The organism is Sulfurospirillum diekertiae (assembly GCF_011769985.2).
GTDB classification, from domain to species: domain Bacteria; phylum Campylobacterota; class Campylobacteria; order Campylobacterales; family Sulfurospirillaceae; genus Sulfurospirillum; species Sulfurospirillum diekertiae.
Genome location: NZ_CP039734.2, coordinates 583,805 through 599,920 on the forward strand (window position 1 = coordinate 583,805; position 16,116 = coordinate 599,920).

General features: G+C 39.6%; 17 protein-coding genes and 1 pseudogene. 12 read left to right on the forward strand and 6 right to left on the reverse strand.

Going from position 1 to position 16,116, the window contains the following annotated elements:
* Positions 1 to 82 precede the first annotated feature (82 nt).
* The 8 genes and pseudogenes from gltB to FA584_RS03105 all read left to right on the forward strand — a co-directional run bounded on the left by gltB (position 83) and on the right by FA584_RS03105 (position 10,343).
* Positions 83 to 4,508 (forward strand): annotated as a pseudogene (gltB, locus tag FA584_RS03070) (glutamate synthase large subunit).
* 1 nt (position 4,509) lies between these two features.
* Positions 4,510 to 5,892 (forward strand): glutamate synthase subunit beta, encoded by a 1,383-nt coding sequence (locus FA584_RS03075; protein WP_167750180.1) that lies wholly within the window; start codon positions 4,510 to 4,512, stop codon positions 5,890 to 5,892.
* 3 nt (positions 5,893 to 5,895) lie between these two features.
* Entirely contained in the window at positions 5,896 to 6,621 is a 726-nt protein-coding gene (locus FA584_RS03080) for an inositol monophosphatase family protein (protein WP_167750181.1), read from the forward strand.
* 22 nt (positions 6,622 to 6,643) lie between these two features.
* Positions 6,644 to 7,522, forward strand: a complete 879-nt coding sequence (accD, locus tag FA584_RS03085) for an acetyl-CoA carboxylase, carboxyltransferase subunit beta (protein WP_087437857.1) — start codon at positions 6,644 to 6,646, stop codon at positions 7,520 to 7,522.
* Positions 7,519 to 7,974 (forward strand): 23S rRNA (pseudouridine(1915)-N(3))-methyltransferase RlmH, encoded by a 456-nt coding sequence (locus FA584_RS03090; RefSeq protein ID WP_167750182.1) that lies wholly within the window; start codon positions 7,519 to 7,521, stop codon positions 7,972 to 7,974. Before accD ends, FA584_RS03090 begins: the two co-directional genes overlap by 4 nt.
* A 53-nt stretch (positions 7,975 to 8,027) precedes the next feature.
* Positions 8,028 to 8,387 (forward strand): RNA polymerase-binding protein DksA, encoded by a 360-nt coding sequence (gene dksA / locus FA584_RS03095; protein ID WP_087437859.1) that lies wholly within the window; start codon positions 8,028 to 8,030, stop codon positions 8,385 to 8,387.
* A 10-nt stretch (positions 8,388 to 8,397) separates the two neighbouring features.
* A complete protein-coding gene (locus FA584_RS03100; protein ID WP_167750183.1) occupies positions 8,398 to 9,408 on the forward strand; it encodes a fatty-acid--CoA ligase in 1,011 nt (336 codons plus the stop codon).
* Positions 9,405 to 10,343, forward strand: a complete 939-nt coding sequence (locus FA584_RS03105; RefSeq protein WP_167750184.1) for a tRNA dihydrouridine synthase — start codon at positions 9,405 to 9,407, stop codon at positions 10,341 to 10,343. Before FA584_RS03100 ends, FA584_RS03105 begins: the two co-directional genes overlap by 4 nt.
* On the opposite strand, the gene FA584_RS03110 is transcribed toward FA584_RS03105, so the two are convergent.
* Genes FA584_RS03110 through fliN form a run of 6 tightly spaced genes read right to left on the reverse strand, consistent with a single transcriptional unit; the run spans position 10,337 to position 12,805 of the window.
* A complete protein-coding gene (locus FA584_RS03110) occupies positions 10,337 to 10,699 on the reverse strand; it encodes a hypothetical protein (protein WP_096045932.1) in 363 nt (120 codons plus the stop codon). The two genes, FA584_RS03105 and FA584_RS03110, sit on opposite strands and share 7 nt — an antisense overlap.
* A complete protein-coding gene (locus tag FA584_RS14370) occupies positions 10,696 to 11,112 on the reverse strand; it encodes an AEC family transporter (protein ID WP_228448584.1) in 417 nt (138 codons plus the stop codon). The genes FA584_RS03110 and FA584_RS14370 overlap by 4 nt, the downstream gene beginning before the upstream one ends.
* A gap of 13 nt (positions 11,113 to 11,125) precedes the next feature.
* A complete protein-coding gene (locus FA584_RS14375; RefSeq protein WP_245394676.1) occupies positions 11,126 to 11,389 on the reverse strand; it encodes an AEC family transporter in 264 nt (87 codons plus the stop codon).
* Positions 11,367 to 11,624: an AEC family transporter gene (locus FA584_RS14380; protein ID WP_228448586.1), complete on the reverse strand. Its 258-nt coding sequence runs from the start codon at positions 11,622 to 11,624 to the stop codon at positions 11,367 to 11,369. Before FA584_RS14380 ends, FA584_RS14375 begins: the two co-directional genes overlap by 23 nt.
* A gap of 6 nt (positions 11,625 to 11,630) precedes the next feature.
* Positions 11,631 to 12,497, reverse strand: coding sequence for a hypothetical protein (locus FA584_RS03120; protein WP_096045934.1), 867 nt, complete (start codon positions 12,495 to 12,497; stop codon positions 11,631 to 11,633).
* Positions 12,494 to 12,805, reverse strand: a complete 312-nt coding sequence (fliN, locus tag FA584_RS03125) for a flagellar motor switch protein FliN (RefSeq protein WP_087437865.1) — start codon at positions 12,803 to 12,805, stop codon at positions 12,494 to 12,496. Before fliN ends, FA584_RS03120 begins: the two co-directional genes overlap by 4 nt.
* A gap of 188 nt (positions 12,806 to 12,993) precedes the next feature.
* On the opposite strand from fliN, the gene FA584_RS03130 reads away from it, so the two are divergent.
* The 4 genes from FA584_RS03130 to FA584_RS03145 are packed head-to-tail and all read left to right on the forward strand — an operon-like array spanning position 12,994 to position 16,055.
* Positions 12,994 to 13,182: a hypothetical protein gene (locus tag FA584_RS03130; RefSeq protein ID WP_167750185.1), complete on the forward strand. Its 189-nt coding sequence runs from the start codon at positions 12,994 to 12,996 to the stop codon at positions 13,180 to 13,182.
* Positions 13,183 to 13,191: 9 nt separating this feature from the next.
* Complete coding sequence (locus FA584_RS03135; RefSeq protein WP_167750186.1) at positions 13,192 to 14,199, forward strand: ATP-binding protein; 1,008 nt, start codon at positions 13,192 to 13,194, stop codon at positions 14,197 to 14,199.
* A complete protein-coding gene (locus FA584_RS03140; protein WP_167750187.1) occupies positions 14,180 to 15,376 on the forward strand; it encodes a vWA domain-containing protein in 1,197 nt (398 codons plus the stop codon). Before FA584_RS03135 ends, FA584_RS03140 begins: the two co-directional genes overlap by 20 nt.
* Positions 15,348 to 16,055, forward strand: coding sequence for a hypothetical protein (locus FA584_RS03145; protein WP_167750188.1), 708 nt, complete (start codon positions 15,348 to 15,350; stop codon positions 16,053 to 16,055). Before FA584_RS03140 ends, FA584_RS03145 begins: the two co-directional genes overlap by 29 nt.
* The last annotated feature ends 61 nt before the right edge of the window (positions 16,056 to 16,116 follow it).

Below are 16,116 nucleotides of genomic sequence, written 5' to 3' on the forward strand. Positions count from 1 at the left end.
TGTATTATCCGCTCGCTTTTAGCTTAAAAATTTGTCAGATTTCGTCAGAATTTTGATGAAAATTCCACAAAAGGCTTGTGAAATGGATCTTATTACAGGATTTAAAGACAATTGCGGTTTTGGATTAATCGCAAATATTAAAAACATTCCAACCCATGAAAATGTTGAAGATGCAATCACGGCATTAGAGCGAATGATGCACAGAGGCGCTATTGCTGCAGATGGTAAAAGTGGCGATGGTAGCGGACTCCTTTTCTCTATGCCTGCTGAGTTTATGAAAAAAGAAGCACACCAATTAGGTGTGGATCTTCCAAAGCAGTTTGCTGTTGCTATGATTTTTTTAACGACAGATGAACAAAAAAGGATTTTTGAAGAGACCTGTGAGCAAAACGATCTTAAAGTTCTTTTATATCGTGACGTTCCCGTAAAAACCAAAGCCCTTGGAAAATTAGCACTTGATTCACTCCCACAAATCATACAAGTATTTGTAACTTCTTCTTCCCTCGTTGCAACAAAACGTTTTGAAGCATTGCTATACCTTACTCGTAAAATAGTTGAAAGAAGACTTGCAAGTGAACCTGATTTTTACATTGCTTCTTTTTCGAGTAAAGTGATTTCGTATAAAGGTTTGGTGATGCCAACTTACATCAAAACCTTTTTCCCAGACTTGAGTGATAGCGATTTTAAAGCAACATTTGCACTTTTTCACCAACGCTTCTCAACCAATACACTTCCCAAATGGAAACTGGCACAACCTTTTCGTACCCTTGCACACAATGGTGAAATCAACTCTATCTCAGCCAATCGCTTTAATACGCAGGTTAAAAGTGAGTGCATGAAAAGTAGTATCTTTTCTGATGAAGAGTTACAAAAACTTTACCCATTGACGACGAATGATGTGAGCGATAGCGCTAGTTTGGACAATATGTTTGAATTTATGCTCATTAATGGATTTGACTTTTTTAAAGCGGTACGTTCGCTCATTCCTGCTCCATGGCAAAATGCGCCTCATATGGACTCAGAGCTTCGAGCTTTTTATGAATTTTCAAGTATTAATTTTGAGCCGTGGGACGGACCTGCTGCCATTTCTTTAACCGATGGTCGTCACATCGCTTGTGTCTTAGATAGAAACGGATTACGTCCTGCTAAATACATCATCACCAAAGATGATCGCATCATCATCTCTTCTGAGTATGGTGTCTTAGATATTGAAGAAGATAACATTCTTGAACGAGGCAGGTTACAAAGTGGTCAGATGATTGGCGTGGATCTTAAATTTGGTAAGATCATGAAAAACGATGACATTAATGATTACCTTAAAAGTTCAAATACCTATACTGAGTGGCTGAACAAAGGGCTTGTTTATTTACAAGAATTTGTAGATATTCCTTTTTCAAAAACAACAGATTATATACGTGAAAATCTTGAAATAGAACAACGCTATTTTAACATCACCCAAGAAGTTAAAAATATGGTCATCGAACCAATGATGAAAGATGGTAAAGAGGGTGTTGGTTCAATGGGCGATGACACGCCAATGGCTGCTTTTAGTCATGTACAACGCAATTTTAGTGACTACTTCAAACAAAAATTTGCGCAAGTTACCAATCCTCCAATTGACCCTATTCGTGAAAAAGTAGTTATGAGTCTAAATACGAGCTTTGGAGAGATTCGCAATATCTTAGATGAAGATCAAGAACATGCTATTCGTATTAAATCAATTTCACCAATATTGATGCAAGAAAAATTTGAACTCTTAGACTCTTTTGGTGATCCAAGCAAAGCACGTTATAAAGATGAATATAAAAATCGCTACTTCTCAACACTTTTTGAAGACAATCTCAAAGGTAGTCTGGAGGATTTAGCGTATGACATTGCACAAGCGGTTAAAAATGAGGGTATTCGTATTATTTTCTTGGATGATCGTGGAATAAATGCAAAACTTAAACCAATACCGATGCTTTTAGTCATTGGTCGTGTTAACCAAGTGCTTCTCGATGAAGGTGTACGCTCATTGACTTCGATTATAGCAATTTCTGGAGAGGCACTTGACACACATTCATGTTCTTGCATGATTGGCTTTGGTGCAAGTGCTATTTATCCTTATTTACTCTATGGTACCATCTTAGATGAATGTAAAAAAAAGTGAAATGGGTTCTTATGAGATTAGAACGAAACTCAAAAATGTGAATCATGCTCTTGGCCAAGGGCTTTTAAAAGTTATGTCAAAGATGGGTATTGCAACGCTTGCGTCATATCGAAATTCTGCATTATTTGATGTGTTAGGTCTTGGAAAAGATGTCGTTCATGAATGTTTTGACGGTGCAATTTCTCTTATTCCTGGTCTTGGTTATGAGGATATTGAAGAGCGTTTAAGTCGTAATCATCATCATGCGTATGAGCTTAATTTGACTAAAAAACTTTTCCCATTAGAAATTGGTGGATTTTATAAATATATTGATGGGCAAGAGCATCATGACTACCATCCTAATGCTATCCATGCGATTCATAAAGCTACGATGAGTGGTGAGAAAAAGGATTTTCAAGAGTTTACGAAGCTAATCAATAATCGTGGACTAAAAATGATCAGAGATTTTTTTGAACTTAAATCTGATCGCGAGCCTATTACGTTAGATAAAGTAGAGTCTAAAGAAGCTATCTTTAAACGTTTTTCAACTGCTGCCATGAGTTTGGGTTCCATCTCTCCTGAAGCGCATGAAGCTTTGGGCGAAGCGATGAATAAAATTGGTGGTATGAGCAACTCTGGTGAAGGTGGTGAATCGCCTGAACGTCTTAAAAGTAATAAAAACTCACGTATTAAACAGATCGCATCGGGTCGTTTTGGTGTGACTCCTGAGTATTTGCGCTCTGCTACAGAGATTCAGATTAAAGTAGCGCAAGGGGCAAAACCAGGTGAAGGCGGACAACTTCCAGGGCATAAAGTAACGCCTCTTATTGCAAGCCTTCGTTACACTATTCCAGGTGTGACATTAATTTCACCGCCACCACATCATGATATTTATTCGATTGAGGATTTGGCACAGCTTATTTTCGATATGAAGCAGATCAATCCCGAAGCGATTATTACCGTTAAACTGGTTTCCACTGCGGGTGTTGGAACGATTGCCGCAGGTGTTGCCAAAGCGTATGCTGATAAAATCATCATCTCCGGCGGCGACGGTGGTACGGGTGCTGCACCACTGACTTCTATCAAATTTGCGGGAAATCCTTGGGAAATTGGTTTAAGTGAAGCCCATAATGCCCTTAAAGCAAACCATTTACGGGATAGTGTTCATCTTCAAACCGATGGTGGTTTAAAAACAGGTTTAGATGTCATTAAAGCCGCTCTTTTGGGTGCAGAGAGTTATGCGTTTGGCACACTCTCGTTGACGATCATTGGTTGTAAAGTGCTTCGTGTCTGTCACTTAAACCGCTGTTCAGTAGGCGTGGCAACACAAGATGAGAAATTAAGAGAGCATTTTGTTGGAACAGTAGATAAACTCATCAATTTCTTTACGCTCCTAGCGGAAGACGTGAGAGAAATACTTGCGCATCTTGGTTACACACGGATGGAAGATATTATCGGACGAAGTGATCTTTTGAGTGTGATTGATGATGCCTTTGCGAAAAAATTTGATTTTTCTTCTATTCTTATGAGATTGGAAGGTCCAAATACCCACAATGGTAAGTCCAATGATCCATTTGATAAAAATGAATTTGAAAAAGAGATTTTAAAAGACGTCTATAAAGTGATTGAAAATCCAGATGAAAAAATTGTGATGCATAAAAGTATTTGCAATACCAATCGTAGTTTTGGAACACTCATCAGTGGTGAAATTGCGAAATTTTACGGTAACAAAGGTCTTAAAGATGACAGTATCGTCTTTCGACTCAATGGTGTTGCTGGACAATCATTAGGGGCATTTTTAGCCAATGGTATTAGCATCAACCTTAAAGGGACAGCAAATGATTATGTGGGCAAAGGTATGAACGGTGGAAAAATCGTTATTGCCCCAAAATACCAAGGTCGAGGTTACTCTTGTGCTGGTAATACCTGTTTGTATGGCGCAACCGGTGGCAAGCTTTATATTGCTGGTAATGTTGGAGAACGCTTCTGTGTTAGAAACTCCGGTGCAACGTCTGTCGTTGAAGGTACGGGAGATCATGCGTGCGAATATATGACCGGCGGTGTGGTTGCCATTCTCGGCGATACGGGTGTAAACTTTGGCGCTGGTATGACGGGTGGTGTCGCATTTGTTTACGATGAAACTCGTGATTTTATTGATAAACTCAACCAAGAGCTTGTCATCGCAGAGCGTATTGATACGGATGATATGGATGAAGCACGCCACTTCCTTAAGCGTTTACTTAGAACACATATTAATGAAACAGCAAGCTTTAAAGCAACACAAATTTTAGAGAATTTCCGCCACGCGGTAAGAGATTTTTGGATAGTGCGACCTAAAGATATGACGAAGGTGCCACTCAATCCGGAGCAAGGAGACTAAGATGCAAAATTTTATTAATGAAGAGAGATGCGAGCCTAGAAAACGCTCAAGCGGAGATAGAGTCAAAGATTTTAAAGAAATTTATGAAGTTTTGAGTAAAGAAGACGCCTCTTTGCAAGCGGATCGTTGTATCCAGTGTGGTGATCCTTTTTGTCATAGCAAATGCCCTTTGCATAATTACATTCCTTTTTGGCTCAAAGCAACCAGTGCCATGAAGCGCGATCTTGCGTTTAATCTCTCCAATGAGAGCAATCCGTATCCTGAGATTACAGGGCGTATTTGTCCACAAGATCGTTTATGCGAAGGGGATTGTACACTGAACGACGGGCATGGTGCCATTACGATTGGCGCGATTGAGACCTTTATTTCTGAAGAGGGCTTTAAAAAAGGTCTTAAACCTACTTTCCCAGGTATTACGACCAAGAAAAAAGTCGCTATCATTGGTGCGGGACCTGCGGGTCTTGCATGTGCAACTTATCTTCTAAGAGCGGGTATTGCCGTCAGTATGTATGAGAGACAAAATAGGGCTGGTGGACTTTTAACGTATGGGATTCCTGGTTTTAAGCTTGATAAAGAAGTCGTAGCACGTCGTGTGAGATGGCTTCAAGACGCAGGTATGACGTTACATGTAAACACAAATGTCGGTAAAGACATTAGCTTTGATGAGATTGCCCATAGTCATGATGCACTCTTTTTAAGCATAGGAGCTGAAAATCCTCGCAAAGCCAATGTTACCAATGAAAATGCAAATGGTGTCTTTATGGCAATTGATTTTTTACGCTCTATTCAGAAAAAACTTTTCAGCGAGAGTTACGATAAAAAATTTGAAGTCAAAGGTAAAAATGTCGTGGTCATTGGTGGTGGTGATACGGCAATGGATTGTTTACGAACGTCCATTCGTGAAGGTGCCAAAAGTGTGACTTGCCTTTATAGACGCGATAAATACAATATGCCAGGCTCAAAAAAAGAGTTTAAAAATGCCATTGAAGAGGGTGCAGAGTTTGTCTATAACGTTACGCCAAAAGAGATTTTAGTCAACTCTGATGGACAAGTGATCGGGATTGATATGAATAAAACCATCCTAGGTGCGAAAGATGCCAACTGCCGTCAATGTGTTGAAATTGTTAAAGGTGGCGAATTTAGGGTAGATGCGGATGTCATTATATTTGCCCTTGGATTTACTCCAGCCGTTCCGACTTTCTTAGCTGAAAATGGCATTGAAGTTTCAAAAACAGGCGTCATTGTGGTTAATAGTGAATATCAAACAACGAAATCAGGTGTTTATGCAGGTGGGGATTGTAAGCGGGGTTCTGACCTGGTTGTTACGGCAGCAAAAGAGGGTAAAGAAGCCGCATTGCACATGATTAAAAAATTGCTTGGATAATACGTGAGCTTTATTGAATCCGCACTGCAAGCGAACAGAGAGCTCTTTCAGCTTTTACATGTAAAAGGGTTGGAAGAGTCTCATTATCAATCTTTTGCGCTTGGAGCAGGAGGAGATGTGAGTTCAGGCATTGATCTGGTGGCAGAAAAAATTTTTATTCATTACCTTTTGCCGTTTGGAACGATTGTATCCGAGGAGAGTGGGGTGATTGAAAATCCTACTTCCTCTATTCGTATTGTACTTGACCCCATAGATGGCAGTGATAATCTGCTTTCAAATATTCCTTATTATGGCACCTCTATTGCCTATTTTGAAAATGATAAATGCACTAAAGCAGTCATTACTAATCTTGCCAATGGCGATATTTTTATCAAAGATGAAATGGGTTTGCGCCGTGGAAAATTAGAAAAAAATACCTTGAGTCTGGTTACATGTAATGCTTTTTCAAAGGTGGGAATTTTTGAGCGATCTTACTGTTCACTTAAGGTACATGACACGCTCAAAATTGCTAAAATTAAGTACCGTTCTCCTGGTGCTTTTGCCCTCTCTCTAGCTTATGCACACGATGTTTCGTTTGTTTTGTATGAAGGTAAAATGCGCACGTATGATATAGAAGCGGGGCTCTTTATGTGTGAGGATCTTTACACGTTTTGTGAAGGCGATATTTTCCTTGTAAGCAAAGATAAGGAAATTTTTGCTAAAATAAAAAGTTTATTTATAAGCAATTAGCTTTAAAAGAGGATAAAAACTTATGCGATTTGCAGAAATTTTCTCTAAGATCCGAAAAGCACAATCTACCCCAAGCGAAGCTCCAAGCCATTGGGTTAAGTGTAGTGCGTGCCAATCATTAATGTATTATAAAGAGATTGAACAACGTTTTAATGTATGCCCTAAATGCGGTTTTCATATGCGTATCTCAGCAAAACAACGTATTGAACAATTATGTGATGAAGGTAGTTTTGTTGAGTTTGATACCAATTTAGTGCCGATTGATCCTCTTAAATTCGTGGATAAAAAATCGTATAAAAAACGTATTGAAGAGGCGCAAGAAAAGACAGGTAATAATTCGTCAGTTGCTTGTGGTTCATGTCGTATTGATGGTGTGAATGCACAAATTGTTGTTTTTGATTTTGCCTTTATGGGTGGAAGTTTAGGCTCTGTTGAAGGGGAAAAAATCGTTCGTGCCATCAACCGCGCTATGGCCAATAAAGAAGGTTTAGTGATCGTAAGTGCCAGTGGTGGCGCACGTATGCAAGAGAGTACATTTTCATTACTTCAAATGTCTAAAACTTCCGCTGCTCTTGCCAAACTAGCGGATGCTAAATTACCGTATATTTCCATTCTTACCGATCCAACCATGGGAGGGGTCAGTGCATCGTTTGCCTTTTTGGGCGATATAATCATGGCAGAGCCAGGTGCTCTGGTTGGGTTTGCTGGACAAAGAGTGATTAAACAGACCATTGGTGCCGATCTACCAGAAGGATTCCAGAAAGCAGAGTTTTTACTTGAACATGGTTTAATTGATATGATTGTTACCCGTACTGATATGAAAAAAGTGGTAGCAGATCTGTTAAAGCTTTTGGGTGAGAGTTGTAAAAATGATGCATTTGAGCTAAGACTCAAAGCATGAATGTAAAGGTCTTTACGATCGAAAAGAGCAGCGATAAAGCATTAGATGCTATCGCGTGCGAATACACCAAGATGATTTCTCGCTTTGCTAAAGTTGAAGAAATTAAGATTTTTAATAAGCAAATCGCGACAGCACAAATGATCGGAGAGAAAGAAGCTAAGATTTCCTACACAAAAGCGTATGAATCCCATTTAAAAGGGTACAATGTCGCACTTGATGTAGAAGGTGAACAGCTAAGCAGCGAACAATTTAGTTCTCTCTTTGATCAAGATGTTACGATTAATTTTTTTATCGGCGGTGCTTTTGGGTTTGAAGATGCCTTTTTAGGTAAAACTCAAAAGATTATAAGTTTAAGTAGATTAACATATGCGCACAAAATCGCGAAGGTGGTTTTATTTGAACAGATTTATAGGGGATTGTGTATAAAAAACAACCATCCCTATCATAAATAGTTGATTATAATGTAGGTTTATTTCAGGTCAATTTTTTGTAAAGGAAACAAAGGATGAGAGAGCACGAGCTAAAGCATTTCGAAGACCTTCTGAAAGAGAGAAGAGTCCAAATTAAAAAGAATATTGAAGACTCCATGCGGGAAATCAATGATCTTAAAGATACCGATGTCGGTGATGAAGCAGATCATGCTTCGGTCAGTACAGACCGTATGATCGAGCAGGCTATCAGTACACAACAAATGAAAGAGCTTAGCGAGATAGAATTTGCACTTAATAAAATCAGAAATGGCAGTTACGGCATTTGTGAAATGTGCGAAGAGGAAATTGGTTTTCAAAGACTCAAAGTTAAGCCACATGCACGTTATTGCATCGTATGCCGTGAGATTATTGAAAAATCAGCAAAAAATAAGTAGGTAGGAAGACATGGGAATCAAACGCTATTTTCTTGTATCACTAATTTATATGTTAGCTATTGGACTTTATGTCTATAGTTTTAATGGTGGCAGCACTACACTTGAGCTGTTTAGTTTCTCAATGACTCTACCTGTAGCGTTTTGGATTGTTCTTCCCATTTTATTTTTGGTTATTGGTTCTATCGGGCATTTGGTATTTTATAATTTTAAAGATTTTTTGTACAAAAGAGCATTGAAAAAAGATAATGAACTCTTTCAAGAAGCGACTAAAAATCGTATTTTGGGAGAAGAAGTTACGACTTCTTATAAAACAGAAGGTTTTAAATTTGCAGGTAAAGTTCTTCAATGTATGCGCTTTGATCCAGCTCTCCCTACAACGTTTCTTGAAGAAGATGTTGCTAAGGTATGTGCCCTAGCCGTCAGTGTCGCCAATGGTAATTATGAAGATCTTAAAAAATACAGATTGGCTAAAGCAAACCCTCTTGTCATTCAAAACAGTATTAATCGCCTTAAAGTTGAACCGCGTTTTGCGCTTGAAGTATTGAAAAATTGTAAAGAGCTTGATAATGAACTCTGCCGTCAAGCATATGATGCGTTGATTGGTTTTGCAAGCTTTAATGAAATTAAACGATATGATTTTCCACCAGAAAAACGTACTTTCCGTCGCATGATGGAGCGTTATTTGGATGCTGATGACAGTTTTGATATGGATATAAAATCCATTGAAGATATGTTAGAGCATTTCAATGCAGATCGTGCAGATTACCTTGAACTAGCCCATGAAATCAAAATTAAACTCACCCCAGATGCACTCATCGCACTCTTTGAAAAACTTTACAATTCTAAAGGTGCGGTTGCAGCGGATGCATACTTGTATGTACTTTATGATCTTCAGATGATTGATAAAATTCGTGATCTTTTACTCAACTCTGATCCTGAAGATTTTGTGAAATTTAAAACCATTCTATTTTTACGAGATCATGGCAGAAATATTGATATCGAAAAATTCTTGCGTTTATGATTCATGAGATAGACTTTAGTAAGGGCATTTTAGCCCTTGCACCTCTTGCTGGTTTTACCGACCTTCCATTTCGTTCTGTTGTTAAAAAATTTGGGGCAGATGTCACTTTTTCTGAAATGATCAGTGCCAATGCGCTGCGTTATGGTTCCGAAAAAACCTTTAAAATGCTCACCAAATCGCCTTTAGAAACACCCTACATTGTACAAATTGCAGGATCTGATTTAGTGTCGATTAAAGAGGCTGTGCTAGCCCTGAATGATATTGAGGGTATTGATGGGATTGATCTAAACTGTGGATGTCCTGTGCCTAAGATTATCTCCCAAGAAGCAGGTTCATCACTGCTACTGAACCTTCCGCATATGCAAAAAATCATTGAGACGATTAAGACTTATTCTAACAAACGCTACACCAGTGCTAAAGTACGACTAGGCTTTACGACCAAAATTCCTGAAGAGATTGCAAAGGCATGTGAGAGTGCTGGAGTTGATTTTATGAGTATGCACGGACGTACACGTGCAGGAGCGTATAAAGCGGAAGTTGACTATCAAGCCATAGCGCGAGCACGTGCGTCTGTTAAAATCCCTCTGATCGCCAATGGCGACATCGTTAGCTATGAAAAAGCGTTACATGTAAAAGAGGTCACAGGATGCAACAGCTTGATGATTGGGCGAGGTGCTGTTGGAAATCCATGGATTTTTTACCAAATCAAAAATGAACTGTCTCATGTGGAAAAAACAAAAATTTTAGAAATAGTGCTAGAGCATTATGATGCCATGATAGATTTTTACGGTGAAAAAGGACTTGCTATTTTTCGTAAGCATTTACATACGTACTCAAAAGGGTTTCGTGAAGCGTCTGAATTTAGAGATAAAATTAACCGCATTGAAGATGAAGTGCTTATGCGAGAAGCGATTGCAACTTTTTTTGCTCAATAGCCATCATCAAAGCCTTGCGCTTTGTGTTTATCCTTTTTATAACTCCCTCGATATTTCTCTTTCTCCAGTAAATTAGCCTCTTTTAAGAGACGTTTGTGCGTCTCTTCAATGTCTATCTCTTCGAGGTTAACAATGCTATTAGAAACCAAGGTAACGTAATTTTGCAATAAATTGGTATAGGTAGAATCAAGTCTTACAGGTTCAACCTTTTGCAATGTTTTAAGCCCTTTCTCTGCACGCTTGACAAACAAAAGAAAATCAAAATTTTCATTTTTAAGCGCATTGACACAGCTGCCCATAAAGCGTTCCAATGCTCTAATGTATTTAACCCGTGCGTCTTTATCGTTAATGTTCATGGTAAATTGATGATATTAAGATAGTGTAAAAGGTTGCTGATAAGAATAAAAAAGGGTATGAAAATCAGCGATGTAAAAAAAACAAGTACGGTGACATCCAAAGGTCTGCACTCATACAATGCCGCTAAATTGACGTTGGTAACAGCCAGAGGCACAACCAGTTCAATAAAAATAAGTGTGGCAACCATGGGTTCTAAATTAAGCAAGCCAAACAAGATAACGCCTGCAATCAGAGGGGTAATAATGAACTTAATAAGGCTTACATGTAAAAGAAGTTTGGTGTTAATATCGCGCAATTTAATATTGTAAAGGTACATACCAAAAATGACCAGTTGAATAACCATCGTGCAGTATGCGCCCATTTCCAAAGGCTTTTGCATCGCAGGATGAAGATGAATGTCGAAAATATTCATAAAAAGTGCAATGCTAGCAAACCAGATGACCGGTAATTTCAATGTTAAAAAGTGATTGTTTGATGCTAAAGTTACCTCTGGAGTAGAAAAAGACACCGAGGGTATAAACGATAAAAACATTGGTGATGTTGATCATACTCATGTATAAAATAGAGTCATCGCCAAAAAGTGCGATACCTAAAGGAATACCAAGATTGCCCGTATTGCCAATGATAACACAGATCGTGATGATGGATTTTTCTTTAATGTCCTCTTTAAAGAAAATCAATGCAATCACGGAACTGATGAGGACACACATTAAAGAGATAGGCTAAATACCAAAAAGGCGCTTGAAGCAGTGAAAAATCAATGGGTCGGCTTGAGAGTCCCCAGAAAGAGAGCATTGGCTGTAAAAAGTAGATGGAAAGAAGGATCATTCCTTTTTCATTCATCTCCTCTTTAAGCATTCGTTTTGCCATAAAGCCTAGCAAAATGAAGGCGTAAATAGACAAAATGGAAATAGCTATGGTCATAAGCTCTTAACGTGTCTCATCATAAGGAGTGTAATCCGCTGAAGCCTTATTTTTATACGTGCTGAGTTTATTGTCTTGAATTTTGAGGTAGTCATCTAAGCGCCTACGGTTCTCTTCAAAAACTTTTTCAAAATCGTTATCATCCTTAACTTCACCATTTTGAAATTTTTCCAATAGAACATTGGAATTTCCTGTCATGACAAGGTAGCGTATGGTTCCGTATTCAAACAGCACCACGCTATTTTGGTTGTCAATCTGTTTTTTATGAAGCACATTGACCTCTTGTTGTGTCCCTGTTTTTGGGTTAAATAACCACGATTTGCCATTGCCACCTTTGGCCGACATAGGCTTAAGTGTTTGGATGCCAAGGCGTCTTTTAATCCAAAACATCAGTACAACTAAGGCGAGTAAAACAATGATAACGAGAATGTAGCGGGTATCAATAAAATCCGTTGAAGACGTCGATGATGTAGGGAGCGGTGAAGTGACAGCATCTGAGCTTTGTGTAGGACCTTGCATAATGCTACTTCGTATGCGAAGTCCAAAGCCATCAACCGTTTTAGAGGCAACAACACTGACTTTTTTATCGCTTTTGAGCACCACTTTGAGGGTATTGTTTTTTTCTGGAATAATAGTAAGTTCTTGAATAATATTGGAGTTAATGCTCTTTTCGATCATCTTATCGTAGCCAAGATCATTGATGGTGAGCGTCATAGTCGTGGCATCACTTTTTTGAGAGATACTACCTTCATGCGGAGCATCAAACGAGAGCATAATATCGACACGGTCACTTCGCTCATAAACGTTATACGTTAACAAATTGGAAGCACTTACCCATGACCATAATGCTAAAAGTGCAAAGAAAATTCTCATAGATTCTCTTTTTTGAAGTATTGGATGACGGTTTTGGAGTCTAAAATTTCATTGATACGAATGGCGAGGTTTTTCTCGTACACCATAACCTCTCCTTTACCAAAGATTTTGTTGTTAATGTAGAGTTCAACACTTTCACCGGCAGGTTTTTCAAGGTCAATGACAGAACCTTTTTCAAGTTTTAAAAGCTTTTGAATCGTAATATTGGTCGTGCCAAGTTCCGCCACAAAATCAACACTAATGTCTAAAAGATTTTCAAAACCGGAGAGAAGTTTGCGTGCGACATACTCTTGATCGACTGCGTCCAATGCTATTCCTTTACAGATGGTTAAGCTAACAAAGCAAAAACTCTTCCAAACCTTGGTGTATACGTCTTATTATAGTTTATTTTGTTTAAATTGTTTATTAAGGTATGAGATGCTTAGCGCATTGTTTCTATTGGCATAACTTTTGCATAACATCTTACGTTTACATGTAAAGATTTTAAAGGGTGATAATGGGAAAATTTGAAGCAAAAATAAAAGAAGAGGTGATGCAAAATCTCTTCAACGACACCACCAAAATGTATGAAATGATCGAAACCCGTTTTATTCTGGATGATGCCTCTCGTAGCGCACTCATTGCACTGTGCAACCAGTTTAACAATGACCTCTCTTTGTTGCTCAAAGAGAGTAAACTTGCGTAAGGTTGTGTGATGATCACACCTGCCATTGGAACAACTGAACTTTACAAACAACTCAGTGTTTTACTCAAAACCGATACGCCTGTTTTTTTGCACGGGAGCCCTGGCATTGGGAAATCCTACATCGTCAATGACATCGCCAAACAAGAGGGGCTTGAAATCATGGATGTGCGCCTCAGCCAACTCGACGCGGTGGATTTACGGGGAATCCCCACCATCAAAGAGCATCAAACCGTTTGGATGCCGCCTGTTTTTTTGCCCACTGATGCCAAGAGTGAGGGCATTTTGTTTTTAGATGAGCTCAACTCTGCACCGCTTTCGGTGCAAGCGGCGATTTATCAGCTGGTACTGGATCGTAAAATTGGCGAATATAGCCTTCCCAAAGGGTGGCGCATCGTTTGTGCGGGCAATAAAATCAATGACAAAGGCATTGTCTTTAAACTCCCTTCACCTTTAAGTAACCGCATGGTGCATCTGGTGCTAGAGGCAAAATTTGATGACTTTAAACTTTGGGCGATGAAACATGATGTGCATCATTTTATCATCGGTTTTTTAGCCTTTCGCCCCGATCTTTTAAGTTCTGAAATTCCCTCTTATACCGAGACAAATCCTGCTTTTTGCTCTCCACGAGCGTGGAATATGCTCTCCCATATCCTTAAAAATACCACTGACATTCACAGTATTCATCCCATTATTTACGGCACCATCGGCTATGCCGCGGGGGTTGAGTTTATTGCGTTTGTCAATGTCTATAAAACACTGCCCGATGTTGACGCTATCTTAGCGGGCGAGACACTAGGAATCCCCAATGAGCCCAGTGCGTTGTATGCGCTCTGCGCCGCACTGATTGAACGCTACACGGTGCTTTCTCAAGCGGAACATCTTTTGGCGTACTCTAAACATCTGCCGACTGAGTTTGCGGTGATGCTCATCAAAGACTTGATTATCAAAGATGAAGAGATCGCCACGCTAGAGAGTTTTGATGCATGGATGGAGCGTTATGGCGACTACATCATCTGAGTTGCACAAAGCGTTGTTTGAGAGAATACGCATTCATTTTCTCTTTAACCATCCTTTTTTGTCAGTCCTTGCGCTCTCCGTTCCGACACGCTATATCACGAATGCCAAAAGTGCGTTTCAAACGGATGGCTTTTCGCTGAGCATTGATGAAGAAAAACTCTCACGTTACAGCGAAGAGGAGATTATTTATCTCTACGCACACACGTTGTTGCATATTGTTTTAAAGCACCCAGCACGTCGAAAAGCGCGTGAAGAACTCGTTTGGAATCAAAGTTGTGACGTGGTTATCAACCTTATTTTAAGCGAGTTTGACCACGTGGGTGTAATGCCAAGTGATGAGATTTTCGATGCCGATATGAGCGGTCTCAGCGTGGAAGAGGTGTACGAGATCCTTTACAAAGAGCAAGAGAAACAGCCCAGTTCTGAGAAAGATGAAAACGAAAAGCAGAAGTCGTTTATTTACGATGAAACCAAGCACGACCTTGAAAGCTCCAACGAGAGTCTGCAAAGCTCCGAGGCGAAGGAAAAGCTTGATAATATCATCATTCAAGCACTCAGCATTGCCAAGCAAGCGACGAAAGCCTACGACAGTTTGCGCATTGAAATCGACACTTTACTCAAACCAAACATTGACCTCTACGATGTTCTTAAAGAGTTTTTGATTACAGCACTTTTTGAAAAAACCGTGACGTATAACAGGCCTAATCGTAAGTATTTTCAACAAGGCATTTACCTGCCCAGTACGCACAAAAGTAAGGAGCAGTTGGAGCTTATTATCGCGATTGACAGCTCTGGAAGCGTGAGTTTAGACGAGTATCAAACCTTTTTGGGCATCGTCAAAGAGGTGTGCGAATCGTTTTACGAATACAGCGTGACGCTGTTGCCCTTTGATTTACATGTAAAAGAAGAGCTCATCGTCAGTTTTGATAGTTTCAATCCAATCAACTCTGAAAATCTCTTTATTCCCAAAAGCGATGGCGGGACGAATTTTAATGCCGTTTTGGATTTTATCGATACCCATTATGCTATTCGAAGCGAGCAGTTGTTGATGGTACTTAGCGATGGCGAGTTTGACATTGGGCGTTCTTTGGTGTGCGAGACGCTTTTTGTTTTGAGTCAGAAAAAAAATGGTGCAAAGTTTGAGCGGTATGGAAGAGTTATCCAATTTAACTTATAAAGAGGAAGTCGATGCCCTCAAAGACGCGCCCGATTTTGAAGCGTTGGGCGATGCGCGCTACATTCATCATAGCGACATGGAAGCGAGATTGTATTGGGCATTTTGCAGACCGAGTGGCTCGCATCCAGACCAGATTAGCGATGCTGAACCGCTTGTTTCCATTATGGCATTCAATCATTCACGCTTAGGTGCCTTAGAGCGATTTGAGCGCTTGCATCCTGATGTGATTCGCAACGAAGAGCTTCGCGTGAAGATTAAAAATCGAACGCGCATGCTTTTTCGCGCCCTTGTCGATAGTGACTTTAGCGAACTCAATGCGGTTTTAGAACGCGTGCCTATCTTTTTACCCGTAGCGATGGATCAGCTCAAAAATGGGCGCAAATGGAATGACATCGAAGCCAATTTAGTTGAAGCATCTCGGTTCATTCGCACCGCCGAAGCGCTTTTAGATGAGGTGGCTTGGGAAGCTCTTTTTCTCAAACTCAAAGTCATTGAAGAGAGTTCGGTGGATGATCTCAAAGCGTATTTACAGTATGCCATTGAGTACAAGAGAGAAATTGATGCACGTTTGTTAACGTACATTCACGATGAAACTTTAACGTGGATTGCACAGAGTTCTTTGCATCTTTTGCAAAAAAAAGCGATGGAAAAATTAACACAGGCATTAATAACGCGATAAAATACATAAAAAAGCACCAAAGGTGCGCGGGCACTCCGCCGAGGAGAACATAGCGTTAGCG

Excerpts from the sequence above, each read along its gene's own strand:
- accD (WP_087437857.1), top strand. The coding sequence starts at position 6,644 with ATGCGATTTGCAGAAATTTTCTCTAAGATCCGAAAAGCACAATCTACC.
- FA584_RS03145 (WP_167750188.1), top strand. The coding sequence starts at position 15,348 with ATGGAAGAGTTATCCAATTTAACTTATAAAGAGGAAGTCGATGCCCTC.
- FA584_RS03110 (WP_096045932.1), bottom strand. The coding sequence starts at position 10,699 with ATGAACATTAACGATAAAGACGCACGGGTTAAATACATTAGAGCATTG.
- FA584_RS03075 (WP_167750180.1), top strand. The coding sequence starts at position 4,510 with ATGCAAAATTTTATTAATGAAGAGAGATGCGAGCCTAGAAAACGCTCA.
- FA584_RS03090 (WP_167750182.1), top strand. The coding sequence starts at position 7,519 with ATGAATGTAAAGGTCTTTACGATCGAAAAGAGCAGCGATAAAGCATTA.
- FA584_RS03105 (WP_167750184.1), top strand. The coding sequence starts at position 9,405 with ATGATTCATGAGATAGACTTTAGTAAGGGCATTTTAGCCCTTGCACCT.
- FA584_RS03100 (WP_167750183.1), top strand. The coding sequence starts at position 8,398 with ATGGGAATCAAACGCTATTTTCTTGTATCACTAATTTATATGTTAGCT.
- FA584_RS14380 (WP_228448586.1), bottom strand. The coding sequence starts at position 11,624 with ATGACCATAGCTATTTCCATTTTGTCTATTTACGCCTTCATTTTGCTA.
- FA584_RS03130 (WP_167750185.1), top strand. The coding sequence starts at position 12,994 with ATGGGAAAATTTGAAGCAAAAATAAAAGAAGAGGTGATGCAAAATCTC.
- FA584_RS03135 (WP_167750186.1), top strand. The coding sequence starts at position 13,192 with ATGATCACACCTGCCATTGGAACAACTGAACTTTACAAACAACTCAGT.
- FA584_RS14370 (WP_228448584.1), bottom strand. The coding sequence starts at position 11,112 with ATGAATATTTTCGACATTCATCTTCATCCTGCGATGCAAAAGCCTTTG.
- dksA (WP_087437859.1), top strand. The coding sequence starts at position 8,028 with ATGAGAGAGCACGAGCTAAAGCATTTCGAAGACCTTCTGAAAGAGAGA.
- FA584_RS03120 (WP_096045934.1), bottom strand. The coding sequence starts at position 12,497 with ATGAGAATTTTCTTTGCACTTTTAGCATTATGGTCATGGGTAAGTGCT.
- FA584_RS03140 (WP_167750187.1), top strand. The coding sequence starts at position 14,180 with ATGGCGACTACATCATCTGAGTTGCACAAAGCGTTGTTTGAGAGAATA.